Here is a 25738-nt window from a genome sequence, read left to right as displayed (position 1 = left end):
GCAGACCATACCGACCGGTAGGCAGGACGGGGCGATCAGGGGCGGTCCGCCGACTCGTCCAGGATGCGGGCGAGTTCGCGCGGCTGGGAGAGCATGGGCCAGTGGCCGGTGTTCATGGTGACCAGCTCCCAGCGGTCGCTCTTGAGGAGTTCGGCGACATCGTCGCCCGGCTCGGGCCAGTCCAGCAGGCACTTGACGTAGGTCGTCGGCATCTCGGCGAGCGAGTGGGTCAGGACGGCCGGCTCGGTGAGCGAGGCGCCGGGGTGGGGCGTGGAGTCGCGCACCAACCGGGCGATCTGCTCGTCGGTGAGGTCCTGTTCCGCCAGATCCTCGGCCTCAAAGGGCGCCCAGAAGCCGTCGTTCGCCTCGATGGCCGCCCGCACCCCGTCGCTCGGCCACCCCCACAGGAACGACTTTCCGTCGGCCGGGACGCTCGCGTCGACGTACACCACCCGCCTCAGCCGGTCACCGATCCGCTGGGCGGCCTGTCCGACCGGTATGCCCGAGTAGCTGTGCCCGACCAGCACCACGTCCCGTACGTCGAGACGCTCCACCGCCTCGACGATGTCCTGGACATGGGTCTGCTGCCCGGCCGGCGTGCCCCGCTTCTCCGCGAGTCCGGACAGGGTCAGCGCGTGCACCTCGTGCCCGGCCGCCCGCAACTCGGGCACCACCTCGTCCCATGCCCATGCACCCAGCTTCGCGCCTGCCACCAGAATGAATTCAGTCATGAGTGCAACGTAGTCGAGGGCACTGACAACGCCCCCGGCCCCGTGATCGGCGGCACCGGCACCTCGACCGTCCGGGCCAGCCGTGCACCCTCCGGCCCGTACGCGGCGCGCGGTTCCGGGAACAGCCTGAGCAGTGTCAGGAAGAGCACCGCGGCCACGATCAGCGCCAGCGGCAGACCGATGTCGACGCCGTTCGCCAGATCGCCCAGCGGGCCGACGAACTGGCCGGGGATGTTGGTGAAGAGCACGCCGATCAGCGCGGCCACCCACCATGCGGTCATGCCCCGCCAGTTCCAGCCGTGCGCGAACCAGTAACGGCCGCCGCGCTGACGCCTGTTGAAGACCTGGAGGGCGTCCGGGTCGTACCAGCCGCGCCGGGTGTAGAAGCCCAGCATCATCACGACCATCCACGGCGTGGTGCAGGTGATGATCATGGTGGCGAAGGTCGAGATCGACTGCACCAGGTCGAGGCCGAACCGTCCGATGAAGATGAAGGCGATCGACGCCGCGCCGACCAGCAGCGTCGCCTGCACCCGGGACAGCCGCGGGAAGACGGAGGAGAAGTCCAGCCCGGTGCCGTACAGCGCGGTCGTGCCCGTCGACATGCCGCCGATCAGCGCCAGCAGACACACCGGCAGGAAGAACCAGCCCGGTGAGATCGCCAGCAGCCCGCCCACGAAGTCGGGGGCGGCCGGATCGACGTAGTCCGGTGCCTTCGTCGCGATGATGCTCGCGGTCGCCAGGCCGAAGAGGAAGGGGAGCAGCGTCGCGATCTGCGACAGGAAGGCCGCGCCGATCACCCTGCGGCGCGGGGTGCTCGCGGGGATGTAGCGCGACCAGTCGCCCAGGAACGCTCCGAACGACACCGGATTGGACAGCACGATCAGGGTCGCGCCGATGAACGACGGCCAGAACAGGGACTGCGTCGCCGCGTCCGCGGAGTCCGTGAAGACACCGGCGTACGACGGGTCGAAGTCGCCGGCGAACGCGAAAGCGCCGACCAGGAACAGCGCGGTCGCCGAGGTCACCGCGACCTTGTTGACGAACAGCATGAACCGGAAGCCGTACACACAGACCGCGAGGACCAGTACCGCGAACAGCGCGTACGCGACGACGTACGACGGAGTGGAGCGGTCCAGGCCGAACAGGCGGTGCGCGCCGCCTACCAGGGCGTCGCCGGAGCTCCACACGGAGATGGAGAAGAAGGCGATGGCGGTGAGCAGGGACAGGAACGAGCCGACCACCCGCCCGTGCACACCCAGGTGTGCCGATGACGAGACCGCGTTGTTCGTGCCGTTCACCGGGCCGAACACGGCCATCGGGCACAGGATCAGGGCACCGACGACGACCCCGAGGAGCGTGGCCGCGAGCCCCTGCCAGAAGGACAGGCCGAACAGGATCGGGAACGCGCCGAGGACGCAGGTGGAGAAGGTGTTGGCGCCGCCGAAGGCGAGGCGGAACAGATCGAGCGGGGTCGCGGTGCGGTCCGCGTCGGGGATGCGGTCGATGCCATGGGTCTCGACCTCGGTCAGAGACGGGGGCGGCGTCGGGGAGGGGGCGGGCTGCGGGGACAAGGGGGCTCCAGCGAGGGCACGGCGGTGGAGCGCGGGGTGGCGCGGCGGCGTCGGGGAAGGGACGGGCGGTCGCTGTCGCTGGGGTGTGCGGCGGGAACGGGTGCCGTCCTCTCGGGGGTCTGCCGACGGTACGGCCGGGTACGGGACGCACACCAGAGGACGATTCATCCACCTTTCCGGCCGGGAGTGGATGAACTCTCCATCACCCGCCTACTCGTCGTCCTTGGGAGTGTCCTCGGGCTCTGCGTCCGGTCCCTGGGCGCGCACCCGCTGGACGTGTTCCAGGGAGTCCCTGAGTTCGGTGAGCCAGCCGTCGGCGTGCCGCTGCACCAGGCGTACACACCAGGCGAGGGCGTCGCTGCGGCTGCGGGCGACCCCGCCGGCGATGAGCGTGTCCAGGACCTGACGCTCGGGCTGGCGCAGCCGCGTCATCACGGGCGCGGCCACATGAGTGAACAGGGCGCGCTCGCCGCCGCACTCCACTCCCCAGGACACCTTCCGGCGGAACCGGTGCTCGGCCTCGCGGGCCACCTCGATCCGGGCCTCGCGCGTGCGTTCCCGGAACTCCTCGATCCGACCCTGCAGGGCCGCCTCACGCTCGGCCGCCGGGGCGTCCTTGGCCAAGCGCGGCTCGGGGATGCGGCCGATGACGGTGATCTCCTCGCGGTCCACCCTCACCTCGACCAGTTCCTCGAAGAGATCGTCGGACAGTCGGCCGGCGAACCAGCCGCGAAGCTTCTCCTGTTGCTCTGTTGTAACCATGTAATCACCATTACTCGCTAATCGAGTGAAGGCAAGGGGGGGTGCGCCCAGGGCTGAACCGGAATGTTTCAGGACGATTAACGAGCACGGGCAAACCGGCCACTCAAGCGCTTTCGGTGATCAAGAGTGGCTTGGTTATGGGCTTGGAACGTTCGAATTCCGTGACTTCACGCCACTGATTCAACACGCAAGGTTACTGAAACCCATGGGGTCGATGTGACCTCCGGCGGTGGACTCGGCAGACTCGCGCTCGCCGATCCGGCACCGATCGAGCCGGCTGAGGCACACCCTCAATTTCGAGCGGAAGGATGCACACAATGCGGAACACCGCGCGCTGGGCAGCAACCCTGGGTCTCACGGTCACCGCCGTCTGCGGACCCCTCACCGGGGCCGCGCTCGCCACCCCGGCCACCGCCCCCGCCGCCCCCGCCGCGCTCTACGCCCCCTCGGCTCTGGTGCTCACCACCGGCCACGGCGAAAGCGCCGCCACCGTCACCCCGGAACGCGCGGTCACCCTGACCTGCGCGCCAACGGCCTCCGGCACCCATCCGGTGGCTGCCTGGGCCTGCGCCGAACTGCGCGGCGCCGGCGGGGACTTCGACGCCCTGACCACCAGAGCCGGCGTGCTGTGCACCAAGCAGTACGACCCGGTGCTCGTCACCGTCGACGGTGTCTGGCAGGGCAAGCGTGTCTCCTACGAGCGCACGTTCTCCAACGAGTGCGTGAAGAACTCCTACGGGACCAGCGTCTTCACGTTCTGAAGGACCGGGATCGCACGGTCCTCGTGAGCAACGACAGTGGCGCGTAGCTGGGGAGTGCGAGCCCTGTGACGAGGTCTCCTGCGATCTCGCAATAGGCCGGCGGACGGAGTGGGGCCGTCCGCCGGCCCTTCATGTCACTCACCGTCCCCCGGGATGCCGGGCAGCGGAGGAAACCGGTCCAGCAGCCCCGCTGCGCGCAGCAGTCGGCGCAGTCGGGGATCGCCGGTGACGATCCGCAGCCGGCCGTCGCGCGCCGCTGCCCGGGCCTCTGCCCGGCACAGCACGCGCAGACCGGAGCAGTCGAGGAAGTCCACGCGCCGCAGGTCGGCCAGCACGTCCGGCTCCGGGCCGGCGGTCGCGGGATCGAGATGCTCCGTGAGGAATGCGGCGGTCGCCAGGTCGATGTCACCGGTCACCTCGACCACGGTGAACCGACCGTGAGTCCGGGTGCGGGCATGGGTGTTCGGAGCTGGTCCGGCGGACGTGGAGGAGCCCACGGTCGTGCCCTCGACCGGTTCGTGAGCACGGTCGTCGGTTTCGGGCGTCATGTCCGCTCCACCTCGCCAGAGGGCGCGTTCGATCTCGGGATCTACCCATAGGGACGCTCGACCACCCCTGGAGTGAGCGTCCGCAAGCACTGGTTCACTCGACGTGGTGAATTCCCGGCGCGAGGAGTTGACTTTCGGGGCTGGGGCCTTCGTGTCACTCACCGCGACAGGGTCGTCGAGGGGCAGGAGGGGCCGCTGTCTCCCTGCAGACGACGGCCCCTCGGTCATGCGGTCAAGAGGCGGCACGGATCACATGTGGACGACCGGTGCGGCGTCCGGGTCCTGCTGCGGCACGCCGCGGCGGTAGAGCAGGAACGCGATCACGGTGCCCGCCGCGAAGAGGCCCGCCGACCACCAGAAGGCGGTGGTGTAGCTCTCGATCGTGGCCTGTGCCTGCACCAGCTTGTTCGTGGCGTCCCGGCCGACGAGGTAGCTGGTCGCGGCGCTCGCGGCGAGCGTGTTGAGCAGCGCCGTACCGATCGAACCGCCCACCTGCTGCATGGCGTTGACGGTGGCGGAGGCCACGCCCGCGTCCTCGGCCGCGACCCCTCCGGTCGCCATCTGCATGGCCGGCGGCATCACGAGGCCCAGTCCCAGGCCGATGACGATCAGCTGGGGCAGCACCGCGCTCATGTAGTCCGAGCCGAGCCCGATCCCGGTCAGCCAGGCCATGCCGCCCGTGGCGATCGCGAAGCCCAGCGGGATCACGGCCTTGGGGCCGAGCCGCGGCACCAGCCTCGTGGTGCCGAGCTGAGCCGCGATCATCAGCGCTCCGACCATCGGCAGGAAGGCCACGCCGGTCTTCGTCGGGCTGAAGCCCAGGTTCAGCTGGAGGTAGTAGGTGAGGAACAGGAACACACCGAACATGCCGGCGCCGGAGACCAGCACGGCCAGGAACGACGCCCCGCGGTCGCGGTCGAGCAGGATGCGCAGCGGCAGCAGCGGGTGCGACGTACGGGTCTGCCACCAGGCGAAGGCCGCCAGCAGCACACCGCCGGCGATCAGGAAGCCCCACGTCATCGGCGAGGACCAGTCGTGCGTCTCGGCGTTCGAGAAGCCGAAGACCAGGCCGAACAGACCACCGGCGACCAGGATCGTGCCCGGCACGTCCAGCTTGGAGTTCACGGCGTCGCGGTGGTTGCTCAGGAGCATCCAGCCACCGACGAAGGCGGCGACGGCGATGACCACGTTGACGTAGAGGGTCCAGCGCCAGTCGAAGGCGTCGGTGAGTATGCCGCCGAGCAGCAGGCCCACCGCACCGCCGGCGCCCGCGATGGCGCCGTACACGCTGAACGCCTTGGCGCGCTCCCGGGCATCGGTGAACGTCGTGTTGAGGAGGGAGAGCGCGGCGGGCGCGAGCAGGGCGCCGAAGACACCCTGGAGGGCGCGGGCGACGACCAGCATCTCGAAGCTGGTCGCGGCGCCGCCCAGCGCGGACACGGCGCCGAAGCCGACGACCCCGACGAGGAAGGCGGGCTTGCGGCCGAACAGGTCGGCGATCCGTCCGCCGAGCAGCAGCAGGGAGGCGAACGCGAGCGCATACGCGGTCACGATCCACTGCCGGTTGCCGTCGGAGAAGCCGAGGTCGGCCTGGGCCGACGGCAGGGCGATGTTCACGATCGTGGCGTCGAGAACAACCATCAACTGTGCGAGCGCGATGATCGCGAGGATCCACCACCGCTTGGGGGAGGCCTCGGTCGGCGCTCCGGCACCCGTGCGGGCGCCTTCGGCCAAAGTCTTCTGGGACATCGGGGAACCACTCCAGGGAAGTCGCTCGAAGGTCAAGACACCGTAAACGAAACGGTTTCGTACACATCGAGGCTAGAACAGTTCCAGCGAAACGGCAACGTTTCGCTGAGGGGAGAGGATGTGGCGTGGGTAACGACGTGCTCGAGGTCGACGGGGCCGAGTTGTACTACGAGGTGCGGGGGAGGGGGCCGGCGCTGCTGATGATCAGCGGGGCCGGAGGGGACGCCGGTTACTACACGGACGTGGCCCGGGCGCTCGCGGACGCCTTCACCGTGATCACCTATGACCGGCGAGGCAACTCCCGCAGCACGGGTCGGTCCGCCGACCCGATGGACCTCGCTCAGCAGGCGTCCGACGCCCGCGCGCTGATCGAGGGTCCGGCGGGCGGCCGGGCGCTGGTGTTCGGCAACAGCGGTGGCGCGATCATCGGCCTCACGCTGGCCGCGCTGCACCCGGATGTGATGGCGGGCCTGATCGCGCACGAGCCGCCCGCGGTGAACGTCCTGCCCGACGGCGACCCGGCCCGCGCCTTCTTCGTCGACATGACCGCGCTGTACGCGGAGGGCGGTGCCCCGGCCGCGGGGCGCCGGTTCGCGGAGACGACGCGCGGGGAGGGGACGTACCGCTGGCCCGGCGATCTGTGGAAGCGGTTCCTCGGGAACCAGGACCACCTCTTCGGCGCGGAGTGGCCCGGTTTCGCCGCCTTCCGTCCCGACGAGGCCGCGCTGAGGGCGGTGCCCTTCCCGGTCGTGCTCGGGGCCGGCGCCGAGGACCGCGGTACGTACTACGCCCTGCCGTCCATCGAGATCGCCTGCCGGATCGGTGCGCCCTGGGCGGAGTTCCCCGGCATCCATATGGAGTTCCTGCGGAACCCGGCCGTCTTCGCCGCCGCCCTTCGGGTGCTGGCGACGCAGCTCAGTTGCCGGGAGGGTCGGGTGCCCGCGGAGTGGTCCTAGTATTCCTTGACGGGAATATAACCGCCGAGGCATATTGTACTCATGTCCGACGCCGCCCTCTGGACCGCCCTCGCCGACCCCCACCGGCGGGCCATCGTCGCGCTGCTCCTGGAGCGGCCGCGGCCCGTCGGGGAGATCGTGGAGGCATGCGGTCTGAGCCAGCCGAGCACCTCGAAGCATCTGCGGGTGCTGCGTGATGCCGGTCTGGTGCGGGTACGACAGGACGCGCAGCGTCGCGTCTACGCCCTCGACCCGGCGCCGATCGAGGAACTCGACGCCTGGCTGGCCCCGTACCGCAGGCTCTGGAACCGCAGCCTGGACGCCCTGGGCCGCCGCCTGGACGAGACGTCGGACGACCCCACCGAGGACCCCTCTCCAAAGGACTGATCCACCATGTCCGTCGAACGCACCGGCACCTATCTGACCCTCGACGACGGCCGCCCGGCCGTCCGCTTCACCCGTACCTACGACCATCCCGTCGAGCGCGTCTGGCAGTTCGTGACCGACGCCGACGAACTCGTCCACTGGTTCCCGTCCCGCGCCGAGATCGAACTGCGCCCCGGGGGCGCGATCAAGTTCAGCGGTGACCCGGGCATGGAGGACTCCACGGGCCGGGTGCTCGCGGTCGAGGCGCCGCGGCACCTGTCCTTCGAGTGGGGCGGCGACGAACTCCACTTCGACCTGGAGGCGCTGGACGACAAGCGCACCCGCTTCACGCTCACCAACATCCTGCTCGCCGAGAACACCGCCGCCCGCAACGGCGCCGGCTGGGACGTCTGCCTCTCCGCCCTCGACGCCAGGGCCCGGGGCGAGCACTTCGAGGGCCCGCACGCCGGGACGAACGCCCCCTGGGAGGCGGTCTACGCAAGCTGGGTCGAGGCCGGAGTCCCCTCCGGCGCGCCGATCCCCGGCGCCTGAGCCCGGGCCTTCTACGCCATCTGCCGCCGCACCAGTTCGTGCAGCCGCCCGCCCGTGTCCGCGAGCAACTGCGCGGGCGGGCCCTGCTGGGCGACCTTTCCGTCCTCCATCACGATGATGCGATCGGCGTCCAGCACCGTCGACAGACGGTGGGCGATGACGATGCGGGTGGCGTTGAGGGCCTTGGTGCTCTCGATGACCGTGCGCTGCGTCTCGTTGTCGAGGGCGCTGGTCGCCTCGTCGAAGAAGAGGATGCGGGGCCGCCGGATCAGCGCCTGGGCGATCATCAGCCGCTGGCGCTGGCCGCCGGATATCGCGCCGTTGCCCGCGACGATCGTGTGCAGACCCATCGGCATCCGCTGGATGTCCTCGGCAAGCCCCGCCATCGCGGCCGCCGCCATCGCCTCCTCGGGCGTGTAGGGCTCGGTGCCGCAGATGACGTCCAGGATGGAGCCGGTGAACGGCTGCGCATGCTGGAGCACCACACCGCACTGCCGGCGTACGGCGGACTGGTCGAGGGCCGCGAGGTCCTGGCCGTCGTACAGCACACTGCCCGAGACGGGCTTGTCGAAGCCGATGAGCAGCCGCAGCAGCGTCGACTTTCCGCAGCCGCTCGGGCCGACGATCGCCACGAACTCGCCCGGCCGCACTTCGAACGACACATCGTCCAGGACCAGCGGGCCGTCGTCCGAGTACCGGAACGACAGCCGCCGCGTCTCGATCCCCCCGGACAGCGGCCCCGGGCGGGTGCTGGCCGTCCGCACCTCGGGCGTCGCGTCGAGGACCGGCCTGATCTCCTCGAACAGCGGCAGCGCGGCCACCGCAGAGACGAAGGCGCCGGTCAGCTGGGTGACGGAGGTGAGCAGCATCGTCACCGAGGTGCTGAAGGTGAGGAAGGCCGCCGCCGACATCGAGCCGCGTGCCGGTCCGGCAAGGAGCATGAACATCAGCAGCGTGCACAGCGGCAGATACACCGCGCTCAGCACCGCGTTGAGGTTCTTGATGTGGCCGGCCTTCTGCTGGAGCTCGCGGCTGCGCGCGAACTCCGACGCCCAGGCGCCGTACGCGTAGTTCTCGGCCGCCGCCACCCGCAGCTTCGGCAGGCCGCGCAGCGTCTGGAACGCCTGGTTGTTCAGCTTGTTGCCGAGTACGACAAGGCGGCGCTGCCAGCGCACCTGCCACAGCCCGAGCCCCAGGAACACGGCGGCGATGACCACCAGCATGCCGATCGCGGCGAAGGCCATCGGCACGCTGTACCAGAACAGCAGCGCCAGGTTCATCACGCCGACCGTCAGCGACTGGGCGACCACCGGGCCGACTCCCGCCATCAGACGGCGAATCGAGCTGATGCCCATGGCGGCGCTGGCCAGCTCGCCCGTCGACCGTTCGGTGAAGAACTTGGTCGGCAGCCGCAACAGGCGATCCCAGACCGCCGGTTGGAGGGTCGCCTCTATTCGGCCCTCCAGACGCAGGATCGTCAGGTTCTGCAACAGCATGAAGGCGGCGGCCACCACGCTGCTGACCATCACGGCCAGACAGACCTGAACGATCAGGCCGGTCTGGGCCTTCGGCACGAACTCACCGAGCACCTTGCCGGTCGCGATCGGCACCAGCGCGCCGATGGCCACCGTGACGAGGCCGCTGAGGATGAGGTTCGTCAGATCGCCGCCCGTGCCCCGCATGCTGAACCGCAGCAGTCGCAGCGGACTGAGCCTGCGCTCCGGCAGCGGACGGTAGAACATCACCGCGCGCGGTTCGAACTCCTCCGCGTTGGCCTTCTCGATCGGGGTCTCCCGGCCGGTCGCCGGATGCACCGCCACATATCCGCCGCGCCGCCACAGCAGCGCGACCGGCGCTCCGGACAGCGCCCGGTGGCCGATCATCGGGCCGACGTTGTCCCGCCACCAGCGGCCGTCCAGGCGTACGGCCCTGGTACGGACACGGGAGGCGATCGCGACGCGCTCGACCGGGTCGAGGCGGTCGCTGCCGGTGCCGGCCTGGGTTGGCTCCGTGAGGGGGATCCCCGCGGCCTTGGCGACCAGCTTGCAGGCCGCGTACGAGGCGTCCGCGTCGGCGGCCGTGGCGCGCTTCGACGACGACTTGCCGATGGACGCCAGCAGCGTACGGTCGGCCTCCGCGCGTACGGCCTCACCGGCCTTGATACCGGCCGCCGTCCGGGTCTCGTGGCTGCGTTCCAGCTGTTCGATCCAGCGGTCCAGCGTGGCAAGGAGCCGGTACTGCTGATCGACCATGCCCTGCCAGACACCCGGGTCCATCAGCAGGTCGGCGGCCGCCTCCGCGCCGTACAGCGAGCCGTACTGCACGCTGCCCGGCGGCACCTGCATCCAGAACACGTCGTCGTCGGTGGGCGCGGCGGCCGAGTCACCGGCCATCGGCGCCTGGAAGAGGATGGACAGGCTGCGGCCGACGCCGAGCGCGAGGGCGTACTCGAGCGGGCTCGTCGTGGGCGGGACGTACTGGGGGTTGCCGTACTCGTCGTACGACCAGGTCTCGGTGTTCGCGGGCTGGTACAGCTCGCGCAGGCCTATGCGGTGCACCACGCAGTCGCGCGACGGGCGGGCGACCAGGGTGTGCTGGGGGCCCGGGACCGGGCCGAGCAGCAGCGAGCCCGTCTCCAGGCGGCCGAGGTGGTGCCAGTGACCCTGCTGCCCGGCGTCGACCGCGAACAGGTCCATGGCACCGGACGCGACCAGCCACAGCACCTGCGGGCCTTCGAGGTCGAGGCGGTTGAGCCCGGTGCAGTCGATCGGCGTGCCCAGCGAACCGAGCGCGCCGAGGACCAGGTCGCCCTCGTGAACGGACGTCATCTCAACGCTCCTTGACCAGCGCGGCGTAGGCGCCGCCCGCTGCGACCAGGGCGTCGTGCCGCCCGCGTTCCACGATCGTGCCGTGCTGGAGTACGACGATCTCGTCGCTGTCGCGCACGGTGCTGAGCCGGTGGGCGATCACCACGCAGGCGCAGCCCCGCTTGCGCAGGTTGTCCATGACCGTCAACTCGGTCTCGGCGTCCAGGGCGCTCGTCACCTCGTCCAGGACGAGAATGCTAGGCCTGCGCACCAGCGCCCTGGCGATCTCCAGACGTTGCCGCTGCCCGCCGGAGAAGTTCCGGCCGTCCTGTTCCACCCGGCTCTGGATCCCGCCCGGCCGGCGCATGACGACGTCGTACAGCGCCGCGTCCCGCAGCGCCTCCACCACCGCCTCGTCGGAGATCGACGGGTCCCACAGCGCCACGTTGTCGCGGACGCTGCCCTCGAAGAGGAAGACGTCCTGGTCGACGAAGGAGACGGAGGCGGCGAGCGCGCCGCGCGGGATGTCGTCGAGGCGCCGGCCGTCGATGCGGATCACGCCGTCCCAGGGCGTGTACAGGCCCGAGATCAGCCGGGACACCGTGGATTTGCCGCTGCCCGAGCCGCCGACCAGCGCGACCTGCTGGCCGGGGCCGACGGTCAGGTCGAAGCCGGTCAGCAGGGGCTTGTCGAGAGGGTTGTAGCCGAAGGTGATGTTCTGGAGCTCGACATGACCGTGCAGACGGCGCGTCGAGTCGCCGGTGCCGGAGCGGGCGTAGAGCGGGTCGGCCTGGAAGTTCTCGACGTCCTTCAGACGGGCCACGTCGGCGGCGAAGTCCTGGATGCGGCCCGCGACGCCGTTGAGGCGGGTGATCGGCGCGGTGAAGCGGGTGACCAGCGCCTGGAAGGCGACCAGCAGGCCGATGGATATGCCGCCCTCCACCGCCCGCATGCCGCCGATCCACAGGATGAGCGCGCTGTTGAGGCTCGCGAGGGTGGGCGCGACCACGCCGAGCCAGGCGCTCGGCACGCCGAGCCGCTGCTGTTCCTCCAGCGTGGTGGCGTGCTGTCCGGCCCACTTGCGGAAGTAGCCGTCCTCGCCGCCGGTCGCCTTCATCGTCTCGATCAGCTGAAGGCCGGTGTAGGCGGTGTTGGTGAGCCGGGCGCTGTCCGCGCGCAGCTTCGCCGTGCGGGTCGCGCGCAGCCGGATGACGACCCGCATCGCCACCACGTTCAGCAGCGCCACCCCGATGCCGACGGCCGTGAGCTGCGGATCGTAGGTGTAGAGCAGGATCGCGTAGAGCACGACGACCACCGCGTCCACGCCCGCCGCCGCGAGGTCGCGGGCCAGCGTCTCCGCCACCTGGTCGTTGGACTGGAGCCGCTGGACGAGGTCGGCGGGGCTGCGCTGGGAGAAGAACGTCACCGGCAGCCGCAGCAGATGGCGCAGGAAGCGGGCGCTGGAGAGGGTCGAGGAGATGATCCGGCCGCGCAGCAGGTTCGCCTGCTGGAGCCAGGTCAGCACCAGCGTGAGCAGGACGCAGGTCCCCATCGACGCGAACAGCACCCCGAGCAGGGAGGTCTGCCCCCCGATCAGGAACATGTCGATGTACGTGCGGCTCAGAGCGGGCACCGACGCGCCGACCACGACCAGCAGCAGGCTCGCCAGCACCGCGGCGGGCATCGTGCCCGCGGTGCCGCGCAGCCGGGCGGGCATCGCGCCCAGGACGCCCGGCTTGCGGCCGCCCTTCTCGAAGTCCTCGCCCGGCTCCATGACCAGGACGACGCCGGTGAAGCTGGAGTCGAAGTCCTCCATCGGCACAAAGCGGCGGCCCTTGCCGGGGTCGTTGATGTAGACCCCGCGGCGGCCGAAGCGGCGCCCCATGCCGTCGTAGACGACGTAGTGGTTGAACTCCCAGAACAGGATCGCCGGCGCCTTCACCCCGGCGAGCGCCGCGGTGTCCATCTGCATGCCCTTGGCCGTCAGGCCGTAACTGCGCGCCGCCTTCAGCAGGTTGCTGGCGCGCGAGCCGTCCCGGGACACGCCGCACGCGATGCGCAGCTCCTCCAGCGGGACATGCCGTCCGAAGTGGCCGAGCACCATCGCGAGCGAGGCGGCGCCGCACTCGACGGCCTCCATCTGGAGCACGGTCGGCGTACGGACCGTCTTGACCCGGCCCTTGGGCACCGGGCGCTTCGGCGGCGCGGCACGGCGCCGGCTGCGGGTCTCCTGTGCGGCGCTCACGGCAGCAGCCAGTCGACGGGACGCTGATCGGTCAGCCGGATCTGGCCTTCGGCCGCGGTCATCGAAGTGAGGGTGAACGGCGGCCCGTCCGCGGACGACCACTTGTAGCCGCTCTTGGTGCTCTTCCTCTTGTCGAGCTGGACGAGCACGGCGACCGGCCTGCCGTCCTTGGTGAACTGCTCGCCCAGCTGGCTGTCGCCGAGGAACGAGGCGATCTGCTGCGCCGACTGCGCCGAGCGGTCCACCGACTTCACATGGCCGCGCAGCACTCCGTACTCCTGGGTCGGCACCGACTGGACGGTCAGGTCGACGGCCGCGTTCGCGGGGATGGAGGCCGCGTTCTCGGCGGGGACGTACACCGTCGCGTACAGCGGGTCCTTGGTGTGGGCGACCTTCTCCACGGCGGCGACGTTCGCGCCGGTGGAGATGATCTGCCCGATGGTGGCGGCGAGCGCGGTGAGGCGGCCCGCGGCGATCGTGCGGACGACGGTGTCGCCCTGGCTCGTACGGACCTTCAGCACCGGCGAGTTCGCGGGCAGTTGCTTGCCCTCCTCGGCGAGGATCGCCGTGACCTGGCCCGCGACCGGGCTCTGGAGGATGTAGCTGCCCTGGCCGTGCGTGAGGATGGCGGGCGCGCTGACCGTGGAGGCCACCGAACCGGTCACCGCCCACACCGAAGCGGCCGCCATGACGACCACCGTCACGGAGAGGACGAGCCAGCCCTGCGGGCGGGCGAAACGCACCGGAAGGTCCAGCTCTTCCGGTGACTGGAGCTTGGCGAGGGCCTGCTGGCGGAACTGCACGGAACTTCCCTCACCTGCAAACGACAACGGACCGGCTCTTACGAGCCGGCTGGATGATGACATCCGAAAGACCCGGAGCCATGGCTCGGCTCCGGGACTCTACGGCACAGGGTGCGATCAGAGACCGGCGACCAGGCTGGTGACCGGCGCGGTGTTCAGGCCGGTGACACCCTCGACGGTGCCGACGACCGTGTCGACCAGGCCGGAAACCGGAGCAATGCCGTCGATGATGCCGGTGACGGTGCCAAGGGCGTTCACGGACAGGCCGCCGGAGACGTTGTCCAGCTCGGCGTCCGAGATCTCGACGGTCTCAACCTGGGGGGTGGAGTTCATGATGGAACTTCCCTTCGTATGGATATTTCACAAGGGGGGAGCGGCCCCCTTCTGGGGACAGACCGAAGGCCGCGAACCGCAGGTGCCGGGCACCCGTCTCCGGGTTCCCTTCGCGGCCCCCGCGGTGCAACGGATCAAAGCACGGGGCCACCGTGGGCTTCCAATCAACCAACCGCCTCACCAGGGCACTTGAGTCACACAGGCCCCGATCCGTGCAGGAGTGCGCACGGCACAGTGGCGAGTTCTTCACATCCGGCACGGCATTGGTGCGTGCCGCCCCCTTACGGGTTTGCAGGCGAATCAGACACTCCGGCCGCAAAGGCGTGCCGGGGGGCGTGGGTTTGTGCAGAACCCTCGCTTCAGGTGACTTGGTTGCGTATTCAATGTGCAGATTCGCTGAAGCCGGGATTCCGATCGTGATTCGAAACAGACCGTCAGTGATCGAATACTGAACGTGTCAGCCCAGAAGGGCATACACGGTGGTCGCGTGTGCGGCGAGCTCACCCGAACTCGCATCGGTCATCGAGATGTCGGCGAACGCCATACGGCGGCCCAGCTTGGTCACCACCGATTCGATCAAGACATCCGCGCCGGTCACCGCCCGCTGGAAGGACGTGGACTGCTGCACCGTCGTCATCGGCCCATAGGCGCCCCGTGCCGCCGACACGGCGATCACGGTGGCCGTGTCCGCGGCGGCCATCAGCGCCTGCCCCGACAGCGCGCCGCCCTCCCGGGCCAGCCGCTGTGACCAGGGCAGACGCAGGACCGCGCGGTGGGCGGAGTCGTGACCGCCCACCGCTTCCACCGACAGGCCCAGTTCCAGGACCCAGGGGGCGAAGTTGTCGGCGAGGATCTTGTCGGCTTCGGCGGTCGTCATCGTCATATGGGCGATTGTTCCCGGCACCGGGCCGCCGAACGCCGGTCGTGGCCGAATCGGCGCTCACCGTAAGGGGAATTGAACGCCCCGCACGCCCCCTGCGTACCTCCTGCCATCCAGGCGCCCCAAGAGTTGCCGCCCGGCAGCGCAGACCCCGTCCCCCCAGGAGGTCGAGAAGTTTGAGTCACAAGCGAATTCCGAAGCGCAAGGCCGCGATAGCGGCGGGCAGCGTCGTGGCGCTCGGCGCGGCCGCGATTCTGCTGCCCCACGCGAACGCGTCCCAGGACGGCGCGTCGGACGCCGCCGCGCCCAAGACTCTGAAGGCGGCGGACGCCTCGGATCTCGCCTCGCAGCTCTCAGGGCTGCTCGGCGACGCCTTCGCCGGCTCGTACTACGACGCCGCCGAGCAGCAGCTGATCATCAACGTGATCGGCGACAACAACCAGGTGATCGTGGCGGCCGAGGAGGCCGGCGCGAAGGTCCGCCAGGTCGAGAACAGCATGGCCGAACTGGAGTCCGGCGCCCAGACCTTGAAGGCCGAGGCGACCATCCCGGGCACCGCATGGGCCGTCGACCCGCGCACCAACAAGATCCAGGTCACCGCCGACTCCACGGTCACCGGCGCCAATTGGGACAGACTGGAGTCGACCGTCCAGGGCCTCGGTGCGGACATGGCGACCGTCAAGAAGTCCGCGGGCACCTTCAAGACGTTCGCGTCGGGCGGTGACGCCATCTTCGGCGGCGGCGCACGCTGCTCGCTCGGCTTCAACGTCACGGCCGGCGACGGCAGCCCCGCCTTCCTCACCGCGGGCCACTGCGGTGTCGCCGCCGCCGAGTGGTCGGACTCCGAGGCCGGGGCGCCGGTCGCCACCGTCGACCAGGCCGTCTTCCCCGGCGAGGGCGACTTCGCGCTCGTCAAGTACGACGACCCGGCGACCGAGGCCCCGAGCGAGGTCAACCTCGGCGACCAGACCGTCCCGATCACCCAGGCCGCCGAAGCCGCCGTCGGTCAGGAAGTCTTCCGGATGGGCAGCACCACCGGCCTCGCCGACGGCACCGTCACCGGTCTCAACGCCACGGTGAACTACCCCGAGGGCACCGTCACCGGGCTCATCCAGACGGACGTCTGTGCCGAGCCCGGCGACAGCGGCGGCTCGATGTTCACCCAGGAAGGCAGTGCCATCGGCCTGACCTCCGGTGGCAGCGGCGACTGCACGGTCGGCGGCGAGACGTTCTTCCAGCCGGTCACCACCGCGCTGGAGGCGGTCGGTGCGACCCTCGGCGACGCGGCGGGCGCGGGCGACGAGGCCGGAGCGGGCGAGGAAGCCGGCGCCGGTGAAGAGGCCGGTGCCGGTGACGAGGTCGCCCCCGGTGAGGAAGTCGGCGGCGAAGAGGTTTCTCCCGGTGAAGAGGTCGGCACCGGCACGGAGGACCAGTCCGGGCTGACCCAGAACAACTGACCCGAGCCGCCTCGCAGAGCTCAGCGGTCCGGCCCTCCGGCGGGAGGACCGGACCGCTGTTGTGCACCGATGTTTCGTGCTGACGGCGATCGAGCCCTCTCACTCCCGCGCCCGCAGCAGCAGCAACGCCACGTCGTCCAGCCGTTCCTCGGTCGCCGCGCTCCGTTCCACGAGCCGGTCCGCCAACTCGTCCAGCGGCAGGTCACCGGCGTCACCGAGGCGCTGCCCGAGATCGGCGAGCGCGTCCTCGATGTCGATGCCGGGGGATTCGATCAGCCCGTCGGTGTAGAGGACGAGCACAGAGCCGGGAGCGAGGTCGACCTCCGTCGTCGGATACGTGGCGGAGGCGTCGATGCCCAGCAGCGGACCGCCCGCCAGATCGAGCACCCGCACCCGCCCGTCGGGCCGGCGCAGCAGCGGCGGCGGATGTCCCGCCCGCGCCATCACGGCCCGCCCCCGAGCCGGATCGAGCCGCAGATACAGACAGCTGGCGAACAGGTCGGCGCCCAGGTCGATCATCAGCCGGTTCGTGCTGCGCATGACCTCCTCGGGAGCCTGACCGACGGCCGTGTACGCACGCACCGCGGTACGCAGCTGCCCCATCAGCCCCGCCGCCGTCACGTTGTGCCCCTGCACGTCCCCGATCACCGCGGCGGCCAGCGGCCGGGTCGGCACCAGGTCGTAGAAGTCGCCGCCGATCTCCATGCCCCGGGTCGCCGGCAGATAGCGCGCCGCCGCGTCGATGCCGGGCAGCCGCGGCAGCGAGTGCGGCAGCAGCGCCGCCTGAAGTCCATGGGCGAGCTGGTGCTTGGCGTCGTAGAGCAGCGCCCGCTCCAGCGCCTGCGCGATCAGCCCGCCCAGGCTGTTGAGTACGGCCCGTTCGTCGGCGGGGAAGGGGTGCGGCTCGGCGTAGGCGAGCACACAGGTGCCCACCGGCCGGCCGGAGGCGATCAGCGGCAGATAGGCCCAGGCCGCGAAGCCGTCCGGGGTCGCGTGCCGCACCGGATACAGCCGCTCCATGTGCTGCCGGGACTCGAAGAACGCGGGTACCCCGCTGATCAGGGCATGTGTGCCCGGCGTCCGCTCGGCCAGCGGCAGCCCGTCGAACCGCTCCACGACATGCGGGTCTGGGTAGCCCCGATGCCCCAGCACATGCAACCGGCCCCTACGCGAGCCGAGGACCACCAGGGCCTGGCTGCCCACCGCCGGTGCGATCTCGTCGGCGACCAGTTGCACCACGTCCTGCACGCTCACCGCCTCGGTGAGCGCGCCGGCCAGGCTCAGTACCTGGGAGATGGTGACCAGCCGGGAGGGAGCGTCGCCCGGCTGCGGCCCGCTTCTGCTCATCTCGGCGACGGCCCGCGCCCGGCTGATGCGCACGCTCAGCCCGGTCGTGCTCGGATACATCCGGAACGACAGCCAGTCGCCCGGAGGCCGCAGCGCCACGAACGACGTGGTCTGCTGGCTGAGCAGCGCGGCCCGGTAGCGGTCCTCGTACACGGGGTCGTTCAGCCAGGGCACCGCCGCCCACAGCGGCGTGCCCAGCAGCCCGCTCACCGGCACCCCGATCAGCTCGGCCGCCGCCGCGTTGGCGAAACAGATCCGCCCGTGGAGATCGAGCGAACACAGCCCGTACGGCAGCCGCGCCACCATCCGCGCCGCCTCGACGGTGCCGAGCGTGGTGGCCGTCCCGCCGGCCAGCGGCGCCGCGAGCAGATCCGGCTCGTGGTGCGGCGGGCGGTTGTCCTGCACGGCGCGTTCCAGTCGCACCGCGAGCCGGTCGCAGGCGGCGGTCAGATGGTCCCGCTCACGGTCGGACAGCTCCGGCGGATGCGCGCCGGGCCAGGTGACGAAAACGGCCCCGTAATTGGTCGACGACGTTGCCACCGGCAGCGCCGCCAGCGCGAACGGATAGGGGAGCACCACGGCGATACGGGGATAGCGGCGTGCCATCTCCTCCTCGCCGCCGACCCAGACCAGCCGCCGTTCGCGCAGCGCCTCCGACACCGGAATGGGGGCGCTCAGACCCACCCGCTCCCACGGGGCGGCGAACGCGCGGGGCAGTCCCGCCATGACCGCCATCTCCAGCACCGGCTCGTCGGCGGCCAGCAGATACACCGCGCCGGAGTGCGCGTGGACCTCGTCCATCATCGACGCCAGCGCGAGCGACAGCAGCGGACGGCCGACCCGCGTTCTCGCGGCCGCCGGCGCCTGGGCGGACCACTGCTGCCCGTCCGACACGCCGACCACCTCCTCGCACGGCCGCGCTGACGGGTCCCGGGATCAAATCTCTCTCCTGCCGGGCCGTCCCGCACGGCGAGCGCATCACGATCAAGGAGCGGTACGCATGCGTGAAGGCGCTGTCGCATCGAACGGTCACAGGGGCTGCGTAAGCGCCCCATACGCGCTGTAATGACGGACGTGGTCACTGAGGGCGATGCGGGACGCGGAACGCGAACCCTGCGTGCCGAATCCGCTCTCAAGACGCTCACGGCCGATGCCGACTCGCCCGATCGGCTGCGGCGGATCCTCGAACAGGTACTCGTCTTCGCCCGAGCGTCGTTCGCCGCCGTGTACACCCCGAGCGAGGACGGCGAGATGCTGTGCCTGGTGGAGTCGGCAGGGGTGCCCAGGACGCTGTACGGAGTACGCGACAGCTATCCGGTGTCCGGACGGTCCGCGGTGGCCGACGTCCACCGCACGGGCCGGCCCGTGTGGCTCGGCCCGCAGGAACTCGCCGAGGGCCCCGAGTCACGGCGGGTGCCCTCCCGGGACTTCTTCCTGGCCGCCCTGCCGGTACAGGGCGACGGCGGTGGCTGTCTCGTCGCCCTGAGTGACAGCCCCGACGGCTACGACGCCGATGACCGCGCCTGCCTCGAACTGATCGCCGACGCCGCCGTCACCCCCGTCCCGGCCGCGTCCGCCGAGGGCGGCGAACTGCCCGCCGGCGAGTTCAGCCTCGCGATGGACACCGGCCGCGTCGAGGTCGGCGACGACATCCTGGAGCTGTTCGGCCTCGACGCGGCCGACTTCGACGGCCGGGTCGAGACCCTTCTGGGCCTGACCGTCCCCGAGGACCTGCCCTCCCTGATGTCCGTCGTCGAGGCCGACCACATGTCCATCGGCGACCGCGAGCTGGAGTTCCGGGTCCTTCAGCCCGCCGGACCGCCGAAGTGGCTGCGGCTGCGCGGCCGCCTGCTGCCCGGCGGCGAGGGCCGCCCGGCCCGGCTCATGGGCACGGTCGCCGACGCGTCCAAGCTGCGCTCCGACGTCACCGACGTGGCCCGCGTACAGCGGCTGGCCGCCGCACTGGCCGTCGCAGGGACCGTGCGTGACGTCGGCCACGCCGTCGTGACGGCGCTGCGCGGACCGCTGCGCGCCGATCGGATCGCGCTCGCCGAGCTGGAGGGCGACCGGCTCGTCGTCATGGTCCTCGACCCGCCCGAACCGGAGTCCTGGCCCGAGGTGTGGCGCACGGAGTGGCGTACCGAGTGGCCCGACGCGCCCGTGCGCGCGATGCCCACCCTCGGTGCCGCCCTGCGCGAGGGCCGCGCCCAGATCTGGCCCGCCGGCACCGCCCTGGAGCCCGCGCTCGCCGAGGTCGGTCCCGGCGGCCTCGCGGTGCTGCCGCTGCCCGCCGCGGGCCGCATGGCCGGCGCCTGTCTGATCGGCTGGGACACCCCGCACGACTTCGGCCCCGACGAACGCGCCCTGCTCACCGCCGCCGCCGGCCTCGCCGGACAGGCCCTGAACCGGGCCCGCGCCTTCGACGCCGAGCACGAACTCGTCGGCATGCTCCAGCGCCAGCTGCTGCCGCGCCGTCTGCCCCGACTGCCGGGCGCGGAAGCCGTCGCCCGCTATCTGCCCAGCACGGCGGGGCTGGAGCTCGGCGGCGACTGGTACGACCTGATCCCCCTGCCCGACAACCATGTCGCCCTCGTCATCGGCGACGTCCAGGGCCACAGCGCCGCGGCCGCCACCCTCATGGGACAGATGCGCACGGCACTGCGCGCGTACGCCGCCGAGGGGCACCCGCCCGACGTCGTGGTCTCCCACGCCAACCGGCTCCTGATGGAGCTGGAGACCGACCTCTTCGCCACCTGCTGCTACGTCGACATCGCGATGGAGGAGGGCTCCGCCTGGTGCGTCCGCGCCGGCCATCTGCCGCCGGTGCTGCGCCACCCGGACGGCAGCACGGAGATCGCCGAGGCGGAGGGCGGCCCGCCGCTCGGCGTGGTGACGCAGGCCGACTTCCCGATGAGCCCGCTCAGGCTCCAGCCCGGCACCCTGGTCGCCCTGACCACGGACGGTCTCGTCGAGTCCGTCGATGCCGACATCGACGAGGGCATGGACCGGTTCGCGCGCGAACTCGCCGCCTGCGACCCCACCCATCTCGGGCTCGTCGCCGACGCCCTTCTCGGCAACGCCCGCCGCAGCGACGACGTGGCCCTGCTCCTGCTGCGCTACGACGGCATGGCCGTGCTCCCGCTGAGGGAGAGCTGGACGGTGTGGCGCGTGCCCGAGGCCGTCCGGCACGCCCGCCGCTTCACCCGGCGCACCCTGCGGACCTGGGGCGTGACCGGGGAACAGGACGCCGTTCAGCTCGTGGTCTCCGAGCTCGTCACCAACGCTCTCGTGCATACCGACGGCCAGGTACGTCTCGACCTCACCCTCGTCAACCACCGGCTGCGCGTCGCGGTCGCCGACGCCTCGCCCCGCACCCCCGTCAAGCCGACCAGCATCGGTTGGGAGGCCACCGGCGGTCGCGGCCTCCTCCTGGTCGAGGCGATGTCGGCGGCCTGGGGGACCGTCCCGGTCAGCGGTGGCAAGCAGGTGTGGAGCGAGATCACTCTGGAGGGGAACAAATAAAGGGTTAACGTTCCCTTTCCGCCGATCGAGGCTATGGTGAACCGATGAAGGCTCTCGTACTGTCCGGGGGCGCCGGTACGCGGTTGAGGCCGATCACCCACACCTCGGCCAAGCAACTCGTCCCGGTGGCCAACAAGGCTGTGTTGTTCTACGGGTTGGAGTCCATCGCCGCCGCCGGCGTGACCGAGGTGGGCATGATCGTCGGCGACACCGCGGCCGAGATCCAGGACGCGGTCGGCGACGGATCGACCTTCGGCCTGAAGGTCACCTACATCCCCCAGGAACAACCGCTCGGACTGGCCCACGCGGTGCTGATAGCGCGTGACTATCTCGGCGACGACGACTTCGTGATGTATCTCGGCGACAACTTCATCGTCGGCGGCATCACCGACCTCGTCGACGGCTTCCGCAGAAACCGCCCCGACGCCCAGATCCTGCTCACCCACGTCCCCGACCCGCGCGCCTTCGGCGTCGCCGAACTCGACGCGTCCGGGCAGGTGATCGGCCTGGAGGAGAAGCCGGAACACCCCAAGAGCGACCTCGCGCTGGTCGGCGTCTATCTGTTCACCCCGATGATCCACGAGGCCGTACGGGCCATCGAGCCGTCCTGGCGCGGCGAGTTGGAGATCACCCACGCCATCCAGCACCTGATCGACGCCCGCGCCGACGTCCGCTCCACGGTCATCAAGGGCTACTGGAAGGACACCGGGAACGTCGTCGACATGCTCGAGGTGAACCGCACGGTCCTGGAGGGCCTCGACCGCCGCATCGACGGCGACGTGGACGAACGCTCCGAGACCATCGGGCGGGTCGTGGTCGAGGAGGGCGCGCGCGTCGTCAACTCACGCGTCGTCGGCCCCTGCATCATCGGCGCCGGCACGGTCGTGAGCGACTCGTACGTCGGCCCCTTCACCTCCGTCGCGGAGAACTGCCGTATCACCGACAGCGAGTTGGAGTTCTCCATCGTCCTGCGGGACTCCTCGATCGACGGAGTGGGCCGGATCGAGAGCTCCCTGATCGGCCGGCACGTCGAGGTGACCCCGGCGCCCAATGTGCCCAGCGCCCACCGACTTGTCCTCGGAGACCACAGCAAGGTGCAGATCCATACATGAACCTCCTCGTCACCGGCGCCGCCGGGTTCATCGGTTCGACGTACGTCCGCAATCTGCTCGCCGCGGACGGGCCCGACATCACGGTGCTCGACAAGCTCACCTACGCGGGCACGCTCGACAACCTCGAACTCGACCATCCACGGCTGGAGTTCGTGCAGGGCGACATCTGCGACGCCGAACTCGTGAACAAGCTGATGTCCCAGGCCGACCAGGTGGTGCACTTCGCGGCGGAGTCCCATGTGGACCGCTCGATCAGCGGCGCCGCCGACTTCGTACGCACCAATGTCCTGGGCACCCAGACCCTGCTGGACGCCGCACTGCGGCACGGCATCGGCCCGTTCGTGCACGTCTCCACGGACGAGGTCTACGGCTCCATCGCGTCCGGATCGTGGCCGGAGGACCACCCGCTGAGCCCCAACTCGCCCTACTCCGCCTCCAAGGCCTCCTCCGACCTGCTCGCCCTCGCCTACCACCGCACCCACGGCCTGGACGTGCGGGTCACCCGCTGCTCCAACAACTACGGCCCGCACCAGTTCCCCGAGAAGGTCATCCCGCTGTTCGTCACCAACCTCCTCGACGGCAAGAAGGTCCCGCTGTACGGCGAGGGCCTCAACGTCCGGGACTGGCTGCACGTCGACGACCACTGCCAGGGCGTGGAACTCGTCCGCACCGAGGGCCGCCCCGGCGAGGTCTACAACATCGGCGGCGGCACCGAGTTGAGCAACAAGGAACTCACCGGCCTGCTCCTGGAGGCCTGCGGCGCGGACTGGGCCATGGTGGAACACGTCGAGGACCGCAAGGGCCACGACCTGCGCTACTCGGTGGACTGCGGCAAGGCCCGCTCCGAGCTCGGCTACCGACCGCGGCACGACTTCGCTACCGGCCTCGCCGACACCGTCGCCTGGTACCGCGAGAACCGCGCCTGGTGGGAACCGCTCAAGCGGCGCGTCGGCGGGGAGCGCGTATGAAGTGGCTGGTCACCGGGGCGGGCGGGATGCTCGGTCGCGACCTGGTCGAGGAACTCCGCGGACGGGGCGAGCCGGTGATCCCCCTGGACCGCGCCGCCCTCGACATCACCGTGCCCGACGCCGTATCGGCCGCCTTCGCCGAGCACCGCCCGGACGTGGTCGTCAACTGCGCGGCGTACACGGCCGTCGACGACGCCGAGACCGACGAGGAGCGGGCCCTGCGGATCAACGGCCACGGACCACGGCTGCTGGCCCGCGCCTGCGCGGCGGGCGGCGCCCGGCTGGTCCACGTCTCCACCGACTACGTCTTCGCCGGCGACGACATGGGCACCCCCTACGCGGAGGACCATCCGCCCGCCCCGCGCACCGCGTACGGCCGCACCAAACTGGCCGGGGAGCGGGCTGTGCTGGAGGAACTCCCGGCCGCGGGTGCCGTGGTGCGCACCGCCTGGCTGTACGGCGTCCACGGCCGCAACTTCGTCCGTACGATGATCGAGCTCGAGGCCCGTCGGGACACCCTCGACGTCGTCGACGACCAGCGTGGACAGCCCACCTGGAGCGCCGACGTCGCCGCGACGATCGCCGACCTCGGACCCCGCGTCGGCCCCGCCGTGCACGGCGTGTTCCACGCCACCAGCTCCGGCGACGCCACCTGGTACGAACTGGCCCGGGAGGTGTTCCGGCTCCTCGGCGCCGACCCGGACCGGGTGCGCCCCACCGGCACCGAGGCCTTCCCCCGGCCCGCGCCGCGCCCTGCCTACAGCGTGCTCGCGCACGGCCGGTGGCAGCAGATCGGGCTGCCGGTCCCGCGCGACTGGCGTGCCGCCCTGAATGAAGCAATGCCCCTGATTCGCAAGGAGATTACGTCGTGAAACGTCATGAGTTCCTGCGGGAACTCCACAAGGTCAGCGCGAACCGCAACTACCTGGAGATCGGTGTCAACGACGGCCGCAGCCTGACACTGTCGCGAGTGCCCAGCATCGCGATCGATCCCGCGTTCAAGGTGGTCTCGGAGATCCGCTGCGACGTCCATCTGGCGAAGGCGACCAGCGACGACTTCTTCGCCCGCCAGAACCCGCTGGGGCATTTGAAGGGCGGCCGGCACCCGCTGCGCAACCTGGCCCGCAACCGCAGCCCGTTCGGCTACTGGCGGGGCACCACCCTCGATCTGTCGTTCATCGACGGCATGCACCTCTTCGAGTACGCGCTGCGCGACTTCATCAACGTCGAGAAGCACTCCGACTGGGCGAGCGTCATCGTCCTGGACGACATGCTGCCGCGCAGCGTCGACGAGGCGGCCCGGGACCGGCACACCAACGCCTGGACCGGCGACGTCTACAAGATGATCGAGGTGCTGAACCGGTACCGGCCCGATCTGGTGACGGTCCTCGTCGACACCCAGCCGACCGGCCAGCTCGTCGTTTTCGGCGCCGACCCCGGCAACACCGTCCTGAAGGACAAGTACGACGAGATCGTCGCCGAGTACGTCGTCCCCGACCCGCAGAAGGTGCCGGAGACGGTTCTGGAACGGGCCTCCGCGGTGACGCCCGAGACGCTGGTGGGCTCCGGCTTCTGGGCCCCGCTCGTGCGGGCCCGCAACCGCGGAACCAAGCGGTCCCGCGGCTGGGAGCCCCTGCGTCGCAGCCTGGAGCAGCTCAGCGTCAGTCGCTGAGCCCGCGCAGCCGCCGGTAGTGGGCGGAGCAGTCCTCGTACGACGGCAGCAGCCCGGACCGCTCCGCCTCCGCCAGCGACGGCGCCTGTGCATCCTTCTCGGAGAGCACCGGCGGGATGTCCCGGGGCCACTCGATCCCCAGATCCGGATCCAGCGGATCCACCCCGTGCTCGCGCCCGGGGGCGTACCCGGTCGAGCACAGGTACACCACCGTGGCGTCGTCGGTGAGCGCCATGAAGGCGTGCCCGAGCCCTTCCGCGAGGAACACGGCATGCCGGGTGTCGTCGTCGAGCCGTACCGCCTCCCACTGCCCGAAGGTCGGTGACCCCACGCGGATGTCGGCCACCACGTCGAGCACGGCCCCGCGCACACACGTGAGGTACTTGGCCTGGCCGGGTGGTACATCGGCGAAGTGCAGGCCGCGCAGCACGCCTCGGCGGGAGACCGAGCAGTTGGCCTGGGCGAGGGTCAGGTCGTAGCCGGTGGCCTCGCGGAACTCCTCGCCGCGGTACCACTCGTGGAAGTTGCCCCGCTCGTCCGGAAACACCTTGGGCTCCAGTACCCAGGCGCCCGTGATCCCCAGTGGTCGCATG

At 70.6% G+C, this 25738-nt stretch carries 22 protein-coding genes; 10 read left to right on the top strand and 12 right to left on the bottom strand.

The features are described from left to right. Positions 1–35 precede the first annotated feature (35 nt). The 3 genes from ACIHFB_RS27875 to ACIHFB_RS27865 all read right to left on the bottom strand — a co-directional run bounded on the left by ACIHFB_RS27875 (position 36) and on the right by ACIHFB_RS27865 (position 3067). Positions 36–731, bottom strand: coding sequence for an alpha/beta fold hydrolase (locus tag ACIHFB_RS27875; RefSeq protein WP_400128242.1), 696 nt, complete (start codon positions 729–731; stop codon positions 36–38). Beyond that, the gene (locus tag ACIHFB_RS27870; protein WP_400128241.1) at positions 728–2305 is read right to left on the bottom strand and encodes a purine-cytosine permease family protein; all 1578 of its coding nucleotides are present in this window, start codon (positions 2303–2305) and stop codon (positions 728–730) included. Before ACIHFB_RS27870 ends, ACIHFB_RS27875 begins: the two co-directional genes overlap by 4 nt. A gap of 210 nt (positions 2306–2515) precedes the next feature. Beyond that, on the bottom strand, positions 2516–3067 hold the full coding sequence (locus ACIHFB_RS27865) for a hypothetical protein (RefSeq protein ID WP_400128240.1): 552 nt from the start codon (positions 3065–3067) through the stop codon (positions 2516–2518). Between the two features lie 317 nt (positions 3068–3384). Between ACIHFB_RS27865 and ACIHFB_RS27860 the strand changes: the two genes are divergently transcribed. After that, on the top strand, positions 3385–3828 hold the full coding sequence (locus ACIHFB_RS27860) for a protease inhibitor (RefSeq protein ID WP_365282704.1): 444 nt from the start codon (positions 3385–3387) through the stop codon (positions 3826–3828). Positions 3829–3962: 134 nt separating this feature from the next. Here ACIHFB_RS27860 and ACIHFB_RS27855 read toward each other — a convergent pair whose 3' ends face one another. Beyond that, positions 3963–4376: an anti-sigma factor antagonist gene (locus tag ACIHFB_RS27855; RefSeq protein ID WP_365282705.1), complete on the bottom strand. Its 414-nt coding sequence runs from the start codon at positions 4374–4376 to the stop codon at positions 3963–3965. 249 nt (positions 4377–4625) lie between these two features. Then, entirely contained in the window at positions 4626–6125 is a 1500-nt protein-coding gene (locus ACIHFB_RS27850) for an MFS transporter (RefSeq protein ID WP_400128239.1), read from the bottom strand. A gap of 125 nt (positions 6126–6250) precedes the next feature. Here ACIHFB_RS27850 and ACIHFB_RS27845 point away from each other — a divergent pair, with 125 nt between their 5' ends. From ACIHFB_RS27845 to ACIHFB_RS27835, 3 genes are read left to right on the top strand one after another with little or no spacing between them, the layout of a single operon-like run. Beyond that, on the top strand, positions 6251–7081 hold the full coding sequence (locus ACIHFB_RS27845; RefSeq protein ID WP_400128238.1) for an alpha/beta fold hydrolase: 831 nt from the start codon (positions 6251–6253) through the stop codon (positions 7079–7081). A 42-nt stretch (positions 7082–7123) separates the two neighbouring features. Then, entirely contained in the window at positions 7124–7468 is a 345-nt protein-coding gene (locus tag ACIHFB_RS27840) for a metalloregulator ArsR/SmtB family transcription factor (RefSeq protein ID WP_365282708.1), read from the top strand. Between the two features lie 6 nt (positions 7469–7474). Then, positions 7475–7999, top strand: coding sequence for an SRPBCC family protein (locus ACIHFB_RS27835; protein ID WP_365282709.1), 525 nt, complete (start codon positions 7475–7477; stop codon positions 7997–7999). A gap of 11 nt (positions 8000–8010) precedes the next feature. Here ACIHFB_RS27835 and ACIHFB_RS27830 read toward each other — a convergent pair whose 3' ends face one another. The 5 genes from ACIHFB_RS27830 to ACIHFB_RS27810 form a co-directional block, all read right to left on the bottom strand. Next, complete coding sequence (locus tag ACIHFB_RS27830) at positions 8011–10827, bottom strand: NHLP bacteriocin export ABC transporter permease/ATPase subunit (protein ID WP_400128237.1); 2817 nt, start codon at positions 10825–10827, stop codon at positions 8011–8013. 1 nt (position 10828) lies between these two features. Continuing rightward, positions 10829–13051, bottom strand: coding sequence for an NHLP family bacteriocin export ABC transporter peptidase/permease/ATPase subunit (locus tag ACIHFB_RS27825; RefSeq protein WP_365282711.1), 2223 nt, complete (start codon positions 13049–13051; stop codon positions 10829–10831). After that, the gene (locus ACIHFB_RS27820; protein ID WP_365282712.1) at positions 13048–13854 is read right to left on the bottom strand and encodes an HlyD family efflux transporter periplasmic adaptor subunit; all 807 of its coding nucleotides are present in this window, start codon (positions 13852–13854) and stop codon (positions 13048–13050) included. Before ACIHFB_RS27820 ends, ACIHFB_RS27825 begins: the two co-directional genes overlap by 4 nt. 117 nt (positions 13855–13971) lie before the next feature. Beyond that, entirely contained in the window at positions 13972–14187 is a 216-nt protein-coding gene (locus tag ACIHFB_RS27815) for a type A2 lantipeptide (protein WP_365282713.1), read from the bottom strand. A gap of 457 nt (positions 14188–14644) precedes the next feature. After that, positions 14645–15070, bottom strand: a complete 426-nt coding sequence (locus tag ACIHFB_RS27810) for a PaaI family thioesterase (protein ID WP_365282714.1) — start codon at positions 15068–15070, stop codon at positions 14645–14647. 173 nt (positions 15071–15243) lie between these two features. Here ACIHFB_RS27810 and ACIHFB_RS27805 point away from each other — a divergent pair, with 173 nt between their 5' ends. Continuing rightward, positions 15244–16524, top strand: a complete 1281-nt coding sequence (locus ACIHFB_RS27805) for a S1 family peptidase (protein WP_365282715.1) — start codon at positions 15244–15246, stop codon at positions 16522–16524. A 99-nt stretch (positions 16525–16623) separates the two neighbouring features. Here the strand turns inward: ACIHFB_RS27805 and ACIHFB_RS27800 are convergent, their stop codons facing one another. Then, a complete protein-coding gene (locus ACIHFB_RS27800; protein WP_365282716.1) occupies positions 16624–18774 on the bottom strand; it encodes a SpoIIE family protein phosphatase in 2151 nt (716 codons plus the stop codon). 162 nt (positions 18775–18936) lie between these two features. Here ACIHFB_RS27800 and ACIHFB_RS27795 point away from each other — a divergent pair, with 162 nt between their 5' ends. Genes ACIHFB_RS27795 through ACIHFB_RS27775 form a run of 5 tightly spaced genes read left to right on the top strand, consistent with a single transcriptional unit; the run spans position 18937 to position 25145 of the window. Then, positions 18937–21393, top strand: coding sequence for a SpoIIE family protein phosphatase (locus tag ACIHFB_RS27795; protein ID WP_365282717.1), 2457 nt, complete (start codon positions 18937–18939; stop codon positions 21391–21393). 44 nt (positions 21394–21437) lie between these two features. Next, entirely contained in the window at positions 21438–22505 is a 1068-nt protein-coding gene (locus tag ACIHFB_RS27790; RefSeq protein WP_365282718.1) for a glucose-1-phosphate thymidylyltransferase, read from the top strand. Beyond that, on the top strand, positions 22502–23473 hold the full coding sequence (gene rfbB, locus ACIHFB_RS27785) for a dTDP-glucose 4,6-dehydratase (RefSeq protein WP_365282719.1): 972 nt from the start codon (positions 22502–22504) through the stop codon (positions 23471–23473). Before ACIHFB_RS27790 ends, rfbB begins: the two co-directional genes overlap by 4 nt. Then, the gene (rfbD, locus tag ACIHFB_RS27780; protein WP_365282720.1) at positions 23470–24345 is read left to right on the top strand and encodes a dTDP-4-dehydrorhamnose reductase; all 876 of its coding nucleotides are present in this window, start codon (positions 23470–23472) and stop codon (positions 24343–24345) included. Before rfbB ends, rfbD begins: the two co-directional genes overlap by 4 nt. Next, positions 24342–25145 (top strand): class I SAM-dependent methyltransferase, encoded by an 804-nt coding sequence (locus tag ACIHFB_RS27775; protein ID WP_365282721.1) that lies wholly within the window; start codon positions 24342–24344, stop codon positions 25143–25145. Before rfbD ends, ACIHFB_RS27775 begins: the two co-directional genes overlap by 4 nt. Here ACIHFB_RS27775 and rfbC read toward each other — a convergent pair. After that, positions 25135–25737, bottom strand: a complete 603-nt coding sequence (gene rfbC, locus ACIHFB_RS27770) for a dTDP-4-dehydrorhamnose 3,5-epimerase (protein ID WP_365282722.1) — start codon at positions 25735–25737, stop codon at positions 25135–25137. The two genes, ACIHFB_RS27775 and rfbC, sit on opposite strands and share 11 nt — an antisense overlap. Between the last annotated feature and the right edge of the window lies 1 nt (position 25738).

Source organism: Streptomyces sp. NPDC051963, from assembly GCF_044593495.1.
Classification (GTDB): Bacteria; Actinomycetota; Actinomycetes; order Streptomycetales; family Streptomycetaceae; genus Streptomyces.
Note: the sequence above shows the minus strand (reverse complement) of the source record. Positions and strands in the feature narration are given on the sequence as shown.

Coding starts and splice junctions, on each gene's coding strand:
- ACIHFB_RS27875 (WP_400128242.1), bottom strand. CDS start 731: ATGACTGAATTCATTCTGGTGGCAGGCGCGAAGCTGGGTGCATGGGCA.
- ACIHFB_RS27865 (WP_400128240.1), bottom strand. CDS start 3,067: ATGGTTACAACAGAGCAACAGGAGAAGCTTCGCGGCTGGTTCGCCGGC.
- ACIHFB_RS27860 (WP_365282704.1), top strand. CDS start 3,385: ATGCGGAACACCGCGCGCTGGGCAGCAACCCTGGGTCTCACGGTCACC.
- ACIHFB_RS27855 (WP_365282705.1), bottom strand. CDS start 4,376: ATGACGCCCGAAACCGACGACCGTGCTCACGAACCGGTCGAGGGCACG.
- ACIHFB_RS27850 (WP_400128239.1), bottom strand. CDS start 6,125: ATGTCCCAGAAGACTTTGGCCGAAGGCGCCCGCACGGGTGCCGGAGCG.
- ACIHFB_RS27840 (WP_365282708.1), top strand. CDS start 7,124: ATGTCCGACGCCGCCCTCTGGACCGCCCTCGCCGACCCCCACCGGCGG.
- ACIHFB_RS27835 (WP_365282709.1), top strand. CDS start 7,475: ATGTCCGTCGAACGCACCGGCACCTATCTGACCCTCGACGACGGCCGC.
- ACIHFB_RS27830 (WP_400128237.1), bottom strand. CDS start 10,827: ATGACGTCCGTTCACGAGGGCGACCTGGTCCTCGGCGCGCTCGGTTCG.
- ACIHFB_RS27815 (WP_365282713.1), bottom strand. CDS start 14,187: ATGAACTCCACCCCCCAGGTTGAGACCGTCGAGATCTCGGACGCCGAG.
- ACIHFB_RS27810 (WP_365282714.1), bottom strand. CDS start 15,070: ATGACGATGACGACCGCCGAAGCCGACAAGATCCTCGCCGACAACTTC.
- ACIHFB_RS27795 (WP_365282717.1), top strand. CDS start 18,937: ATGACGGACGTGGTCACTGAGGGCGATGCGGGACGCGGAACGCGAACC.
- ACIHFB_RS27790 (WP_365282718.1), top strand. CDS start 21,438: ATGAAGGCTCTCGTACTGTCCGGGGGCGCCGGTACGCGGTTGAGGCCG.
- rfbB (WP_365282719.1), top strand. CDS start 22,502: ATGAACCTCCTCGTCACCGGCGCCGCCGGGTTCATCGGTTCGACGTAC.
- rfbD (WP_365282720.1), top strand. CDS start 23,470: ATGAAGTGGCTGGTCACCGGGGCGGGCGGGATGCTCGGTCGCGACCTG.
- rfbC (WP_365282722.1), bottom strand. CDS start 25,737: ATGCGACCACTGGGGATCACGGGCGCCTGGGTACTGGAGCCCAAGGTG.